Below are 14,394 nucleotides of genomic sequence, written 5' to 3' on the forward strand. Positions count from 1 at the left end.
GAGACCCTCCCTTGCCTGATTCCTCCGCGCCTTCACCGTTGGACGATGCTCCGGACGATATCGCCGCCCAGGCCGCGTCCTGGCTGACGCGCCTGGACATGGGTGTGGCGGACCAGGAGGCGTTCGAGCGATGGCGCGACGCTGATCCGCGTCATGCCGTGGCGTTCGCCAAGGCCGCGGCGCTCTGGTCGGATCTAGCGCGCGTTGGGCGCGCCCTGGATCAGCCCGCGTCGGTCCCCGCGCCTGGGCCCCGGCTGTCGCGCCGGAGGCTGCTCGAGGCGGCGGGGATTGGCGCCGTGACGGTGCTGGGCGGCGGCGCCGCCACGCGAGCCTTCGCCCGCCAGAGACTGGTCAGCGCCGTCGGCCAGCGGTTGGACCGCCAATTGGCGGACGGCGCGATCATGACCCTGAACACCGACACCGAGGTGCGCTGGCGTGAACACCGCGATCGCGTCGAGGTATGGCTGCAGCGGGGTGAGGTCGGCCTGACGCCCGCCGATCGGCCCTTCGTACTACGCGCGAGCGCTGAGACCGTGCGCCTACAGCCGAGAGGCCGATACAACGCCCGCATGCGCGGCCCGGTGATCGACGTCACGGTGCTGAGCGGGCGGGCGATGACATCTTCGGTCTCCGCCATGTCGGCCCACAACCTGACCCTTACGGCAAGCGGCGCCCTGACCCGCCCGACGGCCGCGCCCGAACTGCTATCCATCGAGGCTTGGCCGCGCGGGGAGGTCGTGTTTGAGGACGAGCCCCTGTCGGTCGCCGTCGAGGAGTACAACCGCTACCTCAGCCGCAAGCTGATGATCGTCGATCCGCAGCTGGCCGCCGTGCGGGTGGGAGGACGCTTCACCTCGTCGGACCCGGCCGATTTCCTGCAGGCCCTGTCGGCGAGCCTCGGCGTGACCGCGCGCCGGGTCGGCGACGATGTGATCCTGACCCGCGCGAAATAAATCCCTCCGAACTTGGCGGTGGCGGCGCGCCTGAGCGTCTCCCCATCGACCGCGCCACGGCGCGAGGCTTTCGGGGATATTCGATGACTTCCAAGGACATCAGCTACGCGGCCCTGTTGGCCGCGACGGCGGCATTCGCCATCCACGCGCCCGCCTTCGCCCAGACTCCGGCCGTGGCCTTTGACATCCCGGCGGGCGACCTGACCGCGTCACTGAACGCCTTCGCGCGTCAGGCCGGCGTGCAGATCTTCTTTCCATCGGCCGAGCTGTCGGGCCGCAAGGCTCCGGCGATCAAGGGCGTCCTGCCCGCTCACGCCGCGCTGTCGCGCCTGCTGAGCGCCGGCGACCTGGAGATCGCCGCCGACGACGGCCGCACGATCTCGCTGCGCCCGGCGCGGCGGGAGACCGCCATCGCCCTGGACGAAATCCTGGTCACCGCCCAGAAGCGCGAACAGAAGACCATCGACGTTCCCTTCGCCCTGACCGCGTACAGCGGCAAGGCTCTGGAGCGGCTGGGGGTGACGAACTTCCGCGAGCTGGCGACCCACGTGCCGGGGCTGATGGTCGAGGACCAGTCGCCCAACAATCCCATCTTTGTGATGCGCGGCATCACCTCCTCGGGCGGTGAACTCGTTCACCGAACCCCGCGTGTCGGTGTTCCAGGACGGCGTGTCGATCTCCAAGTCGCGCGGCTCCTATATCGAGCTCTACGACAACGCCCGCGTGGAAGTGGCCAAGGGACCGCAGTCGACACTGTTCGGCCGCGGCGCCCTGATCGGCGCGCTGAACGTGATCCAGAACAAGGCCGGCCCGGACCTGGACTGGTCGCTGGCGGCCGAAGGCGGCGACCTGGGTTACTACCAGATCGACGGCATGCTGAACCTGCCGCTGTCCGATACCCGTGTCGCTGCGCGTGGCCGGTCGTCGCAAAAGCCGCGACGGTTACCAGAAGAACCTTGATCCCAACGCCGACGGCGACCTGAACGCCATCGACACCAACGCCTACCGGATCGCGCTCAGCTTCAAGCCCAACGATCGCTTCAGCGCCGATCTGATCTACAACCACCAGGACGACGAGACGAACGGCACGGGCTTCAAGTCCATGTACGTCAGTCCCACCGACCCGGCGACGGGCAAGGTGCTGGCGGGGACGCGGGTGAACGATCCTGTCTGGCTCTCGAAGCCCGCCGACTTCGCGCCGCGCCATCACCTGGGCGTCGACCAGCGCCAGAACGGCGTCATGGCGCTGGCGAAGTACAAGGTCACGAACGCTCTGACCCTGAACGCCACGACCAGCTACCGCGACATCGATGCGGCCGAGGTCTATGACGCAGACGGCACGTCGCTGCCGCTGTTCACCAACATGGAGGATGTCGGGGGGACGCAGTTCAGCCAGGAGCTGCGCCTGAACTACGACAACGGCGGCCGCGTGTCCTGGTTCGCCGGCGCCAACTACTACCGCGAGCGCTCCAAGGCCCTTGTCGACGTCCGCTTCGACGAGCGGATGCTACTGGCCCAGGCGAGCGGCATGCTGAACGGCGGACCGTTCACCGGCCTGCCCAAGACCACGCCGGCGCCGGCCGCGCTGTTTGACAACACAGCCTTCACCGGCGCGCTGCTGCAGGGGCTGGTCGCCCAGTCCAGCAAGGGCAATCTGGTGCTGACCAGCGCCGAAGCGTCCGCCTTGGCCGCGCGCCTGGACCCGCACCACGTCGAGACCTCGCGCAATGAGTCCGACCTCGATTCCTACGACCTGTTCGGCGACATGACCTTCCACGTCACCGACCGCTTCGAGCTGTCGGGCGGCCTGCGCTACAGCCGCGACGAGAAGACCACGATCTGGGGAAGCTCGGTCCAGGGCCGCAGCATCCTGGGCGGCGCCGATTGGCGCGGCCGGAATCGCCGCCGCCGGAACGCCGACCGCCGTCGCCACGGCCCGCGCCCTGATCCAGGGCATGACCGCCTACGGCGCTACGCTCGAACGGCCCGCTTCCACTGTTCGGGGTCTCGGCCCAGCCCACGGCCCACAATGGCGACCTCACCGGCCGGGATCTGAACGATGACGGCGTCACCTGGCGTCTGACCGGTCGCTACGCTCTCAGCCCGATCGCCAATGTCTATGCGAGCTATTCGCGTGGCCGCCGGCCCGCCGTGCTTTCGGCCGGCGCGCCGGGGGCCCCGGACGGGACGCCGACCTTCGCCGTCGCTCCCGCCGAGACGGCTCAGGCCTATGAGGCGGGGATCAAGGCCGACCTTCTTGACCGACGCCTGCGCGTCGACGCCTCGCTCTACTCCTATGACTACGACAACTTCCAGACCCGCGAGCAGCGCGGATCGACCTTCGTGACCACCAACGCTGGCACGGCGCGAGCCTATGGCTTCGAAGGGCAGGCCGATTTCGCCGCGACGCCGGACTTCGATCTCTTCGCCACCTACGCCTACAACCACGCCCGCTTCACGCGCGGCGCCTATGAGGGCAACCACTTCGCCCGCTCGCCCGACCATATGGTGTCGCTGGGCGCTTCGATGCGCTGGACGGGGCTGGGCGGTAAGTTCGACCTTCGCCCGACCTATGCCTGGCGCTCGAAGATTTTCTTCGCCGACGACAACGATCGGCCCGAGCTGCAAGCGGGCCTGCTCGTGCCCGACGCCGGCCAGGACGAGTTCCAGAACGGTTTCGGCCTGCTGAACGTACGGATCAGCTACGCGCCGGACCGGGGAAACTGGGAAGTCGAAGCCTTCGGCAGCAACCTGACCGACGAGATCTATCGCAAGGGCGCGGGCAGCGCCGGCAAGTCGATCGGCCTGCCGACCAACGTGCTGGGCGAACCGCGCGTCTACGGCCTGCGCCTGACCATCCATCGCTGACGGGGGGAAAGACCATGCGACGTCTTCTGCTGTCGGCCGCGTTCCTGCTGGCCTTGACCGACCCCGCCAGGGCCGCGACGCCGGCCGCATCGCCCATCGTCATTGGTCATCGGGGCGCCAGCGCCTACCGGCCCGAGCACACGGCGATGTCCTACAAGCTGGCCATTCAGATGGGGGCTGACTTCATCGAGCCGGACCTCGTCATGACCAGGGACGGCGTGCTGGTGGCCCGGCACGAGAACGAGATCGGCCGCACCACCGACGTGGCCCGCCACCCCGAATTCGCCAACCGCAAGGTCACGCGGACCATCGACGGCGAGACCCTCACCGGCTGGTTCGTCGAGGACTTCACCTTGGCCGAGCTGAAGACCTTGAGGTCGCGCGAGCGCCGGCCCGACGCCCGGCCCGAAAGCGCCCGGTACGACGGCCTGGAGTCGGTGTTCACGTTGCAGGAGATCATCGACATCGCCAAGGCCGGCGCCGCCGCGCGCGGCCGGCCGGTGGGCCTCTATGTCGAGCTGAAGAACCCGGACTACTTCCGGAGCGTCGGCCTGCCGATGGAGAAGGCGTTGATCGACGTGCTGGTGGCCAACGGCCTCAACACCGCTGACGCGCCGGTGATCATCCAGTCGTTCTTCCCGTCGGCCTTGATCGCCCTACGGAGCATGACGCCGATCAAGCTGATGTTCCTGGTCAACAGCCAGTCGCCGCCGGCCGCGATCCTGGCCGCCAACCACATCGCCCGATGGTCGGACGTCTGGTCGCCCGACGGCCTGAGGAAGATCGCGAGCTTCGCCGACATCGTCGGGCCCGAGACCCAGATCATCCTGCCGCGCGACGTTCGAGGGGCGCAGCTTGCCCGCCAGCGATTTCGTGGCCGACGCCCATGCCGCGGGCCTGAAGGTTCACGTCTGGAGCGTCAATCCGGAAAACCTGGACCTGCCCGTCGAACTACGCTGCGGCGATCCCTCGTCACCGGGATTCGGTCATCGGCTTGGCGACGTCGAGACCGAAGCGCGTCGGCTCTTCGCGCGAGGGATCGACGGCGCCTTCAGCGACGCTCCCGATATGCTGGTCAAGGTGCGGGCCGAAGGGCCGGAGGCCTGGAGCAGAAAGGCTGAGGCGGGCCGCTCGTGCGCTTCCAGACAGTAGAAGGTTCGCCTCCTGGAACGAGGTCGACTCGAGGGGCGGGCTTCGGCGGACTTCCGCTTCGGAGCGATCTTGCTCGCGGCGCGGCGGCCGGGATGTCCAGTCCCTGGCGACACAGCGGCGGCGAATGCGCGCCGGGGTCTTCACCCCGAGGCATGCAGCCCCGGGTGACCCGGTTCGACCGCGAACCGCGCCAAGGTGGAGACCCGCCCGCCCGGCGCGCTGACCTTGTCGATCACGCGCAGGTCGGTCGTCCAAGCATCAGGTCGGATGTCGAACACCTGGTAGCCGCGACGGCCGTTGCTGAGGCGGCATTGCGGATTGTCGGCCGCGACGCCCTCCCACCCGGGCGGCATATCGTAGCCGTCGCCCCCCGAACTGATGGACGTTGAGACGAATTCCGTGGCGACCGGCGGCGAGTCCAACGCGCCCTCGCGGCTGGGAACCACGCCGGCATGATGCTTGTGCACGTCGCCGGTGGAGATCACGACATTGGTAAGGCCGCGATCCTGGATCGTCCGGATCAGACGTTGGCGAGCGTCCGGGCGGCCGCTCCACGAGTCTTCGTTGGCGCGGCCCGAGGGGCGGGAGGCGGGGTAGAGGAACGGCATGACCATGACCTGTTGCGCCAGCAGGTTCCAACGGGTCGGCTGGGCCAGGCCCCGGGCCAGCCAGGCTTCCTGGGCGGCGCCCAGCATCGAGCCTGGGGTCCCGATCGGCTCGCACGGCGCGGTGGGCTTGCCGCCGCCGCAGACCAGGCCTGAGCGGTGCTGGCGGGTGTCCAGCACATGGATGCGCAATAGATCGCCGTACTGGATCCGGCGATGAGCCACGATCGCGCCCCGGTCCGGGAACTGCGCCCGTCGCACTGGCATGTTCTCGTACCAGGCCTGCAGCGCGGCGGCGCGGCGCAGGGCGAAGATCTCGGGCGGCGCGCCATCCTGATCGGCGCGACCGGCCCAGTTGTTGTCGACCTCATGGTCGTCAAAGGTCGGGATAAACGCCGCGACCGCATGGGCCGCTTGCAGGTCGGGATCGGTCTTGTATTGGGCGTAGCGTCGCCGATAGTCGTCGAGGCTGTAGATCTCGTCGCCCGCGTGCTGGCGAAAACAGGTCTTGTCGCCGTTGATCGGCAAGCAGGCGACGCCGGATCGGCCTTCGTAGATGTAGTCGCCGTAGTGGAACACCGCGTCCAGCTCCCCCTCGGCCGCCAGATGAGCATAGGCGGTGTAGAGGCCCTGCTCGTAGTGCTGGCAACCGGCCACGCCGAGCCGCACCTGGCCCGGTGCGGCGCCCGGCGCGGGCGTCGTGCGGGCGCGGCCGATCCGGCTGGACGCCTGGCCGGCGTGGAAACGGTACCAGTATCGCGCCGCCGGCCGCAGGCCGGTCAGCTCCACGTGGACCGAATGACCAAGCTCGGGACGCGCGAGGGCGTTGCCGACCTGGACGATGCGGCGGAAGCCGTCGTCCTCGGCCACCTCCCAGCGAACCGGAATGGTCCGCATCGGCAGGCCGCCGCCGTGCTCCAGCGGCCGGGTCGCCAGTCGCGTCCAGATCACGAAGCCGTCCGGCGCCGGGTCGCCGGCCGCGACCCCCAGGGTGAAGGGATCTTCTTTCGGCGGCTGGGCTAGGGCCGCCATGGGGGAGAGCCCGCCAAAAACGGCCAGGCCAGCGGCGGCGCGCAGGAGGTCGCGCTTGTCGAAACGATCCATAACTAGAACACGGCCCGCAGGCCGAGCGTGGCCGTCTTGCCGTAGTGACGGTAGTCGCCGGCGTGATCCGGAACCGCGCCGGCCGAGGTCTGGACGCCCGGCAGCATGATGTCGGTCGGTTCGTTCAACAGGTTGCGGGCCGAGAAGAACACCGACCAGCCCTTGCGGATGGCGTAGGCGCCGGAGACGAACATGTCGACGCGCGGGGCGATGTACGAGCCCGTCGAGACGCTGTTGAGCTTCCGCCCCGTCCACAGCGTGTTGAGGTTCAGGCTGAACGGCCCCTTCTTATACGCCAGCACCACCGAGCCCAGGTTCTTGGCCGACAGCGGAATGGGCTCCTCGGGATCCAGGTAGGTGTAGGAGCCGCGCACAGTCAGGCCGTCCAGCGGAGAGGGCAGGTAATCGAGGGCGTGGGTGAACTCGGCCTCCAGGCCCCGGATCTTGATGGAGTCTCCCGAAACGGTCCGCGTGGTCCTGAACGTGTAGTTGGCGTACTCGTCGCCCGTGTAGCCGAACTCCTCGGCGGTCAGGTCCTCGGATTGGAAGAGACCCTTCACGTCGTTCTGGAAGTAGTTCAGGGCGATCAGGCCGACGGGCTCGAAATAGCGCGCCGCCCGGATCGACAGGTTGTCCGAGATTTCGGGTTTCAGGCCCGGGTTGGGGGCGGTGACCAGCATGGCCTCGTCGTTGATCGACCAGACACCGGCCAGCACGTTGACCTCCGGGCGGCGAATGGTGCGGCTGTAGCCGATCTGCAGGTCGGTCTGGGAATTGATGGCGAACTTCATCGACGCGCTAGGGAAGAAGTAGTCGTAGGAGCCCTTGCGCTCGATCTGCGGGCGCGACTGATACTGATACTTGAGGCCGTCGATCGTCGTGGCCCGGCCGGTGGTCGCCGACACGGCGAATCCGGCGGCCCGGGTCTCGTCGGCGGTCAGCGGGTTCCATTCCCGCGCCCGGGTCTTCGGTTTCCTCCCAGCGTAGGCCGGCGCGGACGGTGAGGCGGTCGTTCAGTTCCGCCGTCGCCATGCCATAGGCGGCGTTGGTGTCCTCCTCGAAGTGACGCGTGTTCTCGATGAAGGCGGTATAGTAGTTCGCCGCCGTGATGGTGTGCTGGAACTGCTCGGGTGGTCGAGGAAGAGCCGGCCGATCTTTGCGTTGCTGGGCATGTACAGCTTCGGCGAGCCCGACTTGGACGCATAGTGGATGTCGAGGCCGTCGAAGCTCAGCTCGTTGGGGCTGCTATTCTCGGTCATGAACTGGGCCACGCTCAGCGGGCCGACATAACGATATTGGTGAGCGACGCGCTCATTCTTGTAGTCATAGACCGCGCGCTTGGCCTTGAGGCCGGTCTTGAAGGTGACCGAGGCGAAGTTAAACGGCGCCTTCACGGTCAGATTCAGCGCGCCGCCGCCCAGTTCTGTGCGCGCGGAGCGGCCGTCCTGGCTGTTAATGACGATCGCCGCCGTCTGGCGGGTGTAGCTGGCCGGATTGCTCCAGTCATCGCCGCTGGTCTGGACGATCGTCCAGTTCTGCTTGCCCAGTCCGTCGCGCTTGGCGGTGAAGTTGCCCCCCGCCGCCGGGGAGTTCACCAGGCTGAAGATCGAGCTTTCGTCGCCTAGCGGGTCGTAGCGGCTATTGGAGTCGGAATAGGAGATGTTGCCGTCGAGCACGAAGCGGCGGCCCTGGTACTCGAAGCTCGGCACGATGGTCAGGCCGTCGCCGCGCTTGGAGATCATGTTGGACTGGGCCGTGACGCCAATGCTGGTGTCGGGACGCCGGGTGGTGAAATCCGTCGCGGCGTCGCCGATCACGCCGTAGGTCCGCGCGCCGGTCGTGAAGACCTCCGTCCGCTGGCCCGACCACAGGTAGGCGGTGTTGTAGATCGTCGCCAGCGACAGGATCAGGTTGTCGGTGGCCTTGAAGTCCAAGGTCAGCGAGCTGGCGAAGCGCGAGGTCTCCTGGGCGCGCATGTGCGCGTTGATGGTCGTTACGGCCAGCGGATCCGGGCTGACGGCGTTCGGCTCATAGCTGCGAGGATAGTAAGCCTGTTCCATTTCTGAATAGGTCTTGGACTGGCTGATACTGGCGACCACGCCAAGGCGGCGGTTGAAGAAGACGTCCGAATATTCGAGCTGGCCGTTCGGCAGCGCCTTGCCGTCGCGACGGCCATCGGCGGGACCGGTGATCTTGTGGTTCCAGAGGTCGGAATGGGTGACGGCGCTGACCTGAGCGACGATGCGGCGGCCTTTGCGGTCGAAGGCGCGCTTGGTGCGCAGATTGATCGTGCCGGCCGGCGCGTTGGCGTCGACATCGGCGCTGACCGTCTTGGAGATCTCGATGGCGTCGATGCTGCTGAGCGACACCTGCTCGAAGCTGAACGCGCGCGAGGTCGACGAACCGGCGTTGCCGTCGGCGGCGGCCAGGCTGACGCCGTTGACGGTGATCGAGGTGTATTCCGGCGGCAGACCGCGCAGGCGGACGTAGCGCACGGTGTCGTCGCCTTCGCCCTCGGTGTCGACGCCGGGCATCCACTTGATGAACTCGCCGACATTGCCCTCGGAGATGGAACCGAACGACTCCGAGGACAGGCTGTTCTTGATGTCCATGGCGTTGCGCTGGCTCATGATCGCGCGGGCGTCGCCGTCGCGAAAGCCGCCGGTGACGATCACCTCGCTGACCTGGGTCGCGGCCGGTTCGCCCGAACGAGCCAGCTCGACGTCCAGCTGCGCCGTCGTTCCCGAATGGATGGTGACGGGCACGGTCCGGTCGGCGAAGCCGGTGAAGCTGACCGTCACCTGGGCCTCGCCGGCGGGAAGGTCGATCAGGCGGTATTCGCCGCGCTCGCCAGCGGCGTCGGCGCGGTGTTCGCCATCTGCCGTGACCACTCGGATCGTGGCGTTGGCCATGTACTGGCCGGTCAGCGGATCCAGGACGCGGCCCGAAAGCGCGCCCGTCTTGCCGGCCGAAGCGCGGGTGGTCGAGCGCAGGGTGATGATCGCGCCTTCGTCGCGGGCGATGCGCAACGGCGTGCCGGAAATCAGCCGGCGCAGGGCGGCGCGAACGTCCATCTCCCCCGTGACCGCCCGGGTGTTGACGCCGGCGAGGTCTCGGGCGGGCGCGATGATCTGGACCTGGGCCTGGTCGGCGAACTCGGGGATGGCGGTGACCGCCGGCTGAGCGGGAATGTCGAACCGGCGGGCCTGGGCATGCGCCTGCGCGGCGACGCAGACCACGGCGGCCGCGCCGCAGTGAAGCAAGGTCTTGTAGGCGATCATCGTTCTCGGGCCCCGTACGCCATGACATGAAATCGGCGTTTCGCGGCTAAAGAGGCGACGACGGAAATTCTCCGCCAGCCGTCACAAAACTTTAATGTCGATCAGGGGCGGGAGAGCACGATCTCGTCGCCGCGGCGGGTCACCGTCGCGTCGAGGGCGAAGGCCACCGTCCGGCTGAAACCGGCCGGATCGTTGGCGGCGAACAGGCCGGTGATCGGCTCGCGCGCCAGGGCCGGGTCGGCGACGATCACGCGCGGATCGCCATAGCGGGCGAAGGCGCGGGCGGCGTCTGCGAGGGAATCGCCCCTGAAGGCGATCTTGCCCTCGCGCCAGGCCAGGTCGCGCTCGACCTCGCGCGCCGAGATCCGCAGCACGGCCGGCGGACGGCCGTCGACGAGTTCGAGCCTGCTGTTGGCCGTGAGGCGAACGCGGTCGCGAAGGCCGTCCGCGAGGTCGACCTGCCCCTGCTGCACCGTCACCTGGACTGGCGCGGCGTTCAGGCGACTGACGCGGAACGCGCCGCTGTCGATGCTGAGGCGATGGCCGGCGACCTCGACCTCGAACGGGCGAAGCGCGTCGCGCGCCACCGAGAAGAACGCCTCGCCGCGGATCAGTTCGATCAGTCGGCGATCGTCGCGATAGCGCACACGGGCCGCGGAGTCCGTGTTCAGCGTCATGGTCGAGCCGTCCTGAAGGGGGATCAGCCGGATCTCGCCCCGCTGGGTGGCCTGGGCGCGCGGCGCGTGCAAGGCCACGGCGAGGCCGGCCACGCCGGCGGCAGCGCTGGCCCCGCCCCATAACAGCACCCGGCGGCGCGAGAGCGGGGGGGCAAGCAGCTCGCCGCGCTCGTCGCCGGCGGCGCGGCTGGCCAGGTCGATGGCCTGCAGGCGCAATAGCGCGCCGGGCCTGCGCTCATCCCCCGCGAGCCACGCGTCGAACGCCGCCTGCTCGGCCGGAGTCAGCGGCGCGCGGTCACGACGCGCCACCCACGTCGCGGCGTCGTCGTCGATGCTCTGGCTGGTTTGGCGATCGGCCATCGAGGGGAGCGGGATCCTGATGAGAAGCGTCTGAGCTGTTAGAGGCGGGAAGTGGGGTGTTTCCGCCATCCCTTAGGCGATTGAGCAGGAATCGTAGCCCTCGGCTGATGTGTTTTTCCACCGTGTTTTCCGAAAGCCTCATCCGCTGGGCGATCTCCCTCTGGGAAAGACCGTGTATCCGCCGCAGGACGAAGGCGGTGCGCGCCTGACCGGGCATGGCCGAGATCGCTTCGTTCACCTGCTTGAGGACATCGCGATCTATCAGGGTCTGCTCGGGCGAGGGGCTGTCATCGCCCCACTCCAGATCCTCCTTCACCTGGATCGAAACGATCCTGGCGCGCCTCACGTGCCGGACGACCAGCATGTGCGCGATCCGGAAGATGTAGGCGCGGGGGTGTTGAATATCCTCGAACGGTCTCCTTGGCGGCCAGGGCCGTGTAGGTCTCCTGAATGATGTCGTCGACATCGACGCCGAGCCGGCGCTTCGAGGACAGCCAAGCGCGTAACGCGGGTTCATGCGGCAGCACGCACCGCAAGAACCATCGGGTCCTGTCTGGATCGACTCGAAACATCCGCCTGTCCACTTCGGTGGCGGACGTCCCTAGAGGTTAAGCTTGAAGGTCTTGTGACGACGGGCTCGAGACGGCCCAGAATGGCGCGCCTCTGGACAGGTCTGAGGCCTGTCCATGGCGGTTATCCGCCGCCAGCCGACAAGCTCAGTCGGCGGCCGAAGCGCCTTCACGCACCGTGTCGATGAAGGCGCGTAGGGCCGGGCTCATCTGTCGTTGCCGGGGAAAGCAAAGGTGATGGCCCGGGAACGGCTCGCACCAGGCCTCCAGCATCGGCGCCAGCCGGCCGTCGGCGATGGCCTGGCGAGCGGTGCGCTCGACCGCGAAGGCGATGCCGACGCCGTCGATGGCGGCCTTCAGGGCGATGTCCTTGCTGTTGACGATCAGTGGCCCGTCGACCTCGACCTCGAACCAGGCGCCGTTTTCGAAGAACTCCCAGCGGTAGGGCTGGGCGCGGCCCGGCCAGCGCCAGCGGATGCAGTCGTGGCCCAGCAGGTCGCGGGGATGGGCGGGGAGGCCGCGTTCGGCGATGTAGCTCGGCGCGGCGACCGGGATCTGCCTCACGGGCGGCTCCAGCGGTACGGCGATCATGTCGCGCTCGATCACCTCGCCGATGCGGATGGCGGCGTCGAACCCGGCCGCCACCGTGTCGACCACCTCGTCGTCGACGGTGATGTCCAGAACGACCTTCGGATAGGCGCGGTGGAACGCGGGCAAGATCGGCTGGACGTAGAGATCGGCGGCCGAGCGAAACACGTGGACCCGCACCGTCCCCGACGGACGCTCCTGATAGAGGCGGGCTTGCCCGACCGCCTGGCTGAGCTCCGCCATGGCCGGAGCGACGCGGCGTAGCAGGGTCTCGCCGGCCTCGGTCAGGGAAACGCTGCGCGTGGTGCGGTTCAGCAGGCGCACCCCGATCCGGTCCTCGAAGGTCCGCACCACCTGGCTGAGGGCCGAGGGCGTGACGCCCAGTGTCTCGGCGGCCCGCGTGAAGCTCAGCGCCTGGCCCACGGCCACGAAGGCGCGCAGGTGGGCGAAGTCGCCGCCGCTCAGCATCGGGTCGATGCTCATGGTCATTGTTTAGCTAGCCTTACAAGCTCACGCAGATATGCCTCTATTCTGAAGTCGCCCCCAAGGGCGCACAAGATGCGCCTCACAAGGAGCATGCGATGACGAAGCATTGGTTCATCACCGGAATCTCGCGCGGTATGGGGCTGGCCTTGGCCAAGGCGGCGCTGTCGCGGGGCGACACCGTGGTCGGCACGGTCCGCTCGGGCGCGCCGCCGATCGCCGCCGGGGCGGGGAGGTTGCACGTCTTGACCCTGGACGTCACCGACGGCGCGGCCATCGACCGAGCCGTCGACGAGGCCTTCCGCCTGGCCGGCGGACGGCTGGACGTCGTGGTCAACAACGCCGGCTATGGCCTGCTGGGCGCGCTGGAGGACGCCACCGACGAGGAGGCTCAGCGCCTTTTCGCCACCGACGTCTTCGGCCCGTTCAAGGTGATCCGGGCGGCCTTGCCCAGGCTGCGGGCCCAGGGCGAGGCGCGAATCCTCAACATCACATCGATCGCCGGCCGTGCGCCGGGCGCCGCGTCCGCGCTCTACGCAGCGGCGAAGTACGCCCTGGAGGGCCTGACGGCGTCGCTGCATCAGGAGGTCGAGCCGCTGGGCGTCAAGCTGACCGCCGTCGCGCCAGGCGCCTTCCGAACGGACTTCCTCTCGGCCCATTCGATCCGGCTGAGCGAGACGCGCGCGGCGGGCTATGACGCCACGGTCGGCAAGGCCAGCGCGGCCTTTTCGTCCATGGCCGGCCAGCAGCTGGGCGATCCGGATCGCGCGGCCGAGGCCCTGCTGCGCATCGTCGACGCGCCCGATCCGCCGCTGCACCTGCTGCTCGGCTCCGACGCCCTGCGCCGGGCGCGCGCCAAGCTGGCGGCTGTCGAGGCGGAGATCGCGATTTGGGAGGACCTCACGATCAGCACCGATTTCCCGGAGGCCTAAGGCGTCCAGGAGAGCCGCGGCGCCGGCTTGGCGCCGTGGCTGGTCGGGGTTTCACACGACGGCGCACGACGGAACGTCAAGTCGCCTGGACATAGTCCGAGATCGGGCTCTGACGTTGTTCTTCAGCGCGCGCCGAAGAAAGCGCAAGAAAACCAGACTGTTATGGGAAATCGTCCTGGTGGCGGGGGGCGGGATCGAACCGCCGACCTGTGGGTTATGAATCCACCGCTCTAACCATCTGAGCTACCCAGCCCCAGGAGGCGGGGCTTATAGGCGAGAACCGCGCGGCATTTCAAGCGGCGCCTATTCCGAGACGATCGCCGCCGTCACCGCGCCCAGGGCCTTCACCGCGTCGGCGGGCGCCAGCTTGACCTGCAGGCCGCGCTGGCCGCCGTTGATGAAGACGTAGGGCTCGGTGAGGGCGGCTTCCTCCATCACCGTTGGCAGACGCTTCTTCTGGCCGAAGGGGCTGACGCCGCCGACCTTGTAGCCCGTGATCCGCTCCGCGTCGGGGACGGGGGCCATGGCGGCCGACTTGCCCTTGAGGGCGGCGGCCAGCTTCTTCATGCTGACCTCCTTGTCCGAGGGCAGGATGGCGCAGGCGGGCTTTCCGTCAAGCATCACGATCAGGGTCTTGAGCACCCGACGAGGGTCTTCTCCAAGCGCCTCGGCCGCCTGCAGGCCCACGCGCTCGGAGCCCGGGTCGTAGTCGTACGTATGCAGGTTGAACGCGACGCCGGCCTTGGTCAGTGCGATCGTGGCGGGGGTGCTCTTGGACATGATCCGGGTGATACCTAACTGCGGCCCCCGTTGGAATATCTG

At 68.2% G+C, this 14,394-nt stretch carries 14 protein-coding genes, 1 tRNA gene and 1 pseudogene; 7 read left to right on the top strand and 9 right to left on the bottom strand.

Annotated elements, in window-relative coordinates:
* Positions 1-11: 11 nt before the first annotated feature.
* The gene (locus tag ACHMW8_RS13650) at positions 12-953 is read left to right on the top strand and encodes a FecR family protein (RefSeq protein WP_395445828.1); all 942 of its coding nucleotides are present in this window, start codon (positions 12-14) and stop codon (positions 951-953) included.
* Positions 954-1,162: 209 nt separating this feature from the next.
* Here the strand turns inward: ACHMW8_RS13650 and ACHMW8_RS13655 are convergent, their stop codons facing one another.
* Positions 1,163-1,636: a hypothetical protein gene (locus ACHMW8_RS13655; protein ID WP_395445829.1), complete on the bottom strand. Its 474-nt coding sequence runs from the start codon at positions 1,634-1,636 to the stop codon at positions 1,163-1,165.
* On the opposite strand from ACHMW8_RS13655, the gene ACHMW8_RS13660 reads away from it, so the two are divergent.
* The 5 genes and pseudogenes from ACHMW8_RS13660 to ACHMW8_RS13680 all read left to right on the top strand — a co-directional run bounded on the left by ACHMW8_RS13660 (position 1,623) and on the right by ACHMW8_RS13680 (position 4,973).
* Positions 1,623-1,913, top strand: a complete 291-nt coding sequence (locus ACHMW8_RS13660; RefSeq protein WP_395445830.1) for a hypothetical protein — start codon at positions 1,623-1,625, stop codon at positions 1,911-1,913. The two genes, ACHMW8_RS13655 and ACHMW8_RS13660, sit on opposite strands and share 14 nt — an antisense overlap.
* The gene (locus ACHMW8_RS13665) at positions 1,855-3,009 is read left to right on the top strand and encodes a hypothetical protein (RefSeq protein WP_395445831.1); all 1,155 of its coding nucleotides are present in this window, start codon (positions 1,855-1,857) and stop codon (positions 3,007-3,009) included. Before ACHMW8_RS13660 ends, ACHMW8_RS13665 begins: the two co-directional genes overlap by 59 nt.
* A gap of 23 nt (positions 3,010-3,032) precedes the next feature.
* Complete coding sequence (locus tag ACHMW8_RS13670; protein ID WP_395445971.1) at positions 3,033-3,821, top strand: TonB-dependent receptor domain-containing protein; 789 nt, start codon at positions 3,033-3,035, stop codon at positions 3,819-3,821.
* A 146-nt stretch (positions 3,822-3,967) separates the two neighbouring features.
* Positions 3,968-4,483 (top strand): annotated as a pseudogene (locus ACHMW8_RS13675) (glycerophosphodiester phosphodiesterase family protein); the annotation flags it as partial.
* 211 nt (positions 4,484-4,694) lie between these two features.
* Entirely contained in the window at positions 4,695-4,973 is a 279-nt protein-coding gene (locus ACHMW8_RS13680; RefSeq protein ID WP_395445972.1) for a hypothetical protein, read from the top strand.
* 140 nt (positions 4,974-5,113) lie between these two features.
* On the opposite strand, the gene ACHMW8_RS13685 is transcribed toward ACHMW8_RS13680, so the two are convergent.
* The 6 genes from ACHMW8_RS13685 to ACHMW8_RS13710 form a co-directional block, all read right to left on the bottom strand.
* A complete protein-coding gene (locus ACHMW8_RS13685) occupies positions 5,114-6,682 on the bottom strand; it encodes an alkaline phosphatase D family protein (RefSeq protein ID WP_395445832.1) in 1,569 nt (522 codons plus the stop codon).
* 2 nt (positions 6,683-6,684) lie between these two features.
* Positions 6,685-7,587, bottom strand: coding sequence for a TonB-dependent receptor domain-containing protein (locus ACHMW8_RS13690; protein WP_395445833.1), 903 nt, complete (start codon positions 7,585-7,587; stop codon positions 6,685-6,687).
* Between the two features lie 108 nt (positions 7,588-7,695).
* A complete protein-coding gene (locus tag ACHMW8_RS13695) occupies positions 7,696-9,963 on the bottom strand; it encodes a carboxypeptidase regulatory-like domain-containing protein (RefSeq protein ID WP_395445834.1) in 2,268 nt (755 codons plus the stop codon).
* Between the two features lie 101 nt (positions 9,964-10,064).
* Positions 10,065-11,000, bottom strand: coding sequence for a FecR domain-containing protein (locus tag ACHMW8_RS13700; RefSeq protein WP_125156107.1), 936 nt, complete (start codon positions 10,998-11,000; stop codon positions 10,065-10,067).
* Complete coding sequence (locus ACHMW8_RS13705) at positions 10,936-11,364, bottom strand: sigma-70 family RNA polymerase sigma factor (protein ID WP_395445835.1); 429 nt, start codon at positions 11,362-11,364, stop codon at positions 10,936-10,938. The genes ACHMW8_RS13700 and ACHMW8_RS13705 overlap by 65 nt, the downstream gene beginning before the upstream one ends.
* A 352-nt stretch (positions 11,365-11,716) precedes the next feature.
* The gene (locus ACHMW8_RS13710; RefSeq protein WP_395445836.1) at positions 11,717-12,646 is read right to left on the bottom strand and encodes a LysR family transcriptional regulator; all 930 of its coding nucleotides are present in this window, start codon (positions 12,644-12,646) and stop codon (positions 11,717-11,719) included.
* Between the two features lie 92 nt (positions 12,647-12,738).
* Here ACHMW8_RS13710 and ACHMW8_RS13715 point away from each other — a divergent pair, with 92 nt between their 5' ends.
* Complete coding sequence (locus ACHMW8_RS13715; RefSeq protein WP_395445837.1) at positions 12,739-13,572, top strand: SDR family NAD(P)-dependent oxidoreductase; 834 nt, start codon at positions 12,739-12,741, stop codon at positions 13,570-13,572.
* Positions 13,573-13,748: 176 nt separating this feature from the next.
* On the opposite strand, the gene ACHMW8_RS13720 is transcribed toward ACHMW8_RS13715, so the two are convergent.
* Positions 13,749-13,825: transfer RNA gene (locus ACHMW8_RS13720), tRNA-Met, on the bottom strand.
* Positions 13,826-13,875: 50 nt separating this feature from the next.
* Complete coding sequence (gene ybaK / locus ACHMW8_RS13725; protein ID WP_125156111.1) at positions 13,876-14,352, bottom strand: Cys-tRNA(Pro) deacylase; 477 nt, start codon at positions 14,350-14,352, stop codon at positions 13,876-13,878.
* Between the last annotated feature and the right edge of the window lie 42 nt (positions 14,353-14,394).

Source organism: Caulobacter sp. UC70_42, from assembly GCF_044056025.1.
Taxonomy (GTDB): Bacteria; Pseudomonadota; Alphaproteobacteria; order Caulobacterales; family Caulobacteraceae; genus Caulobacter.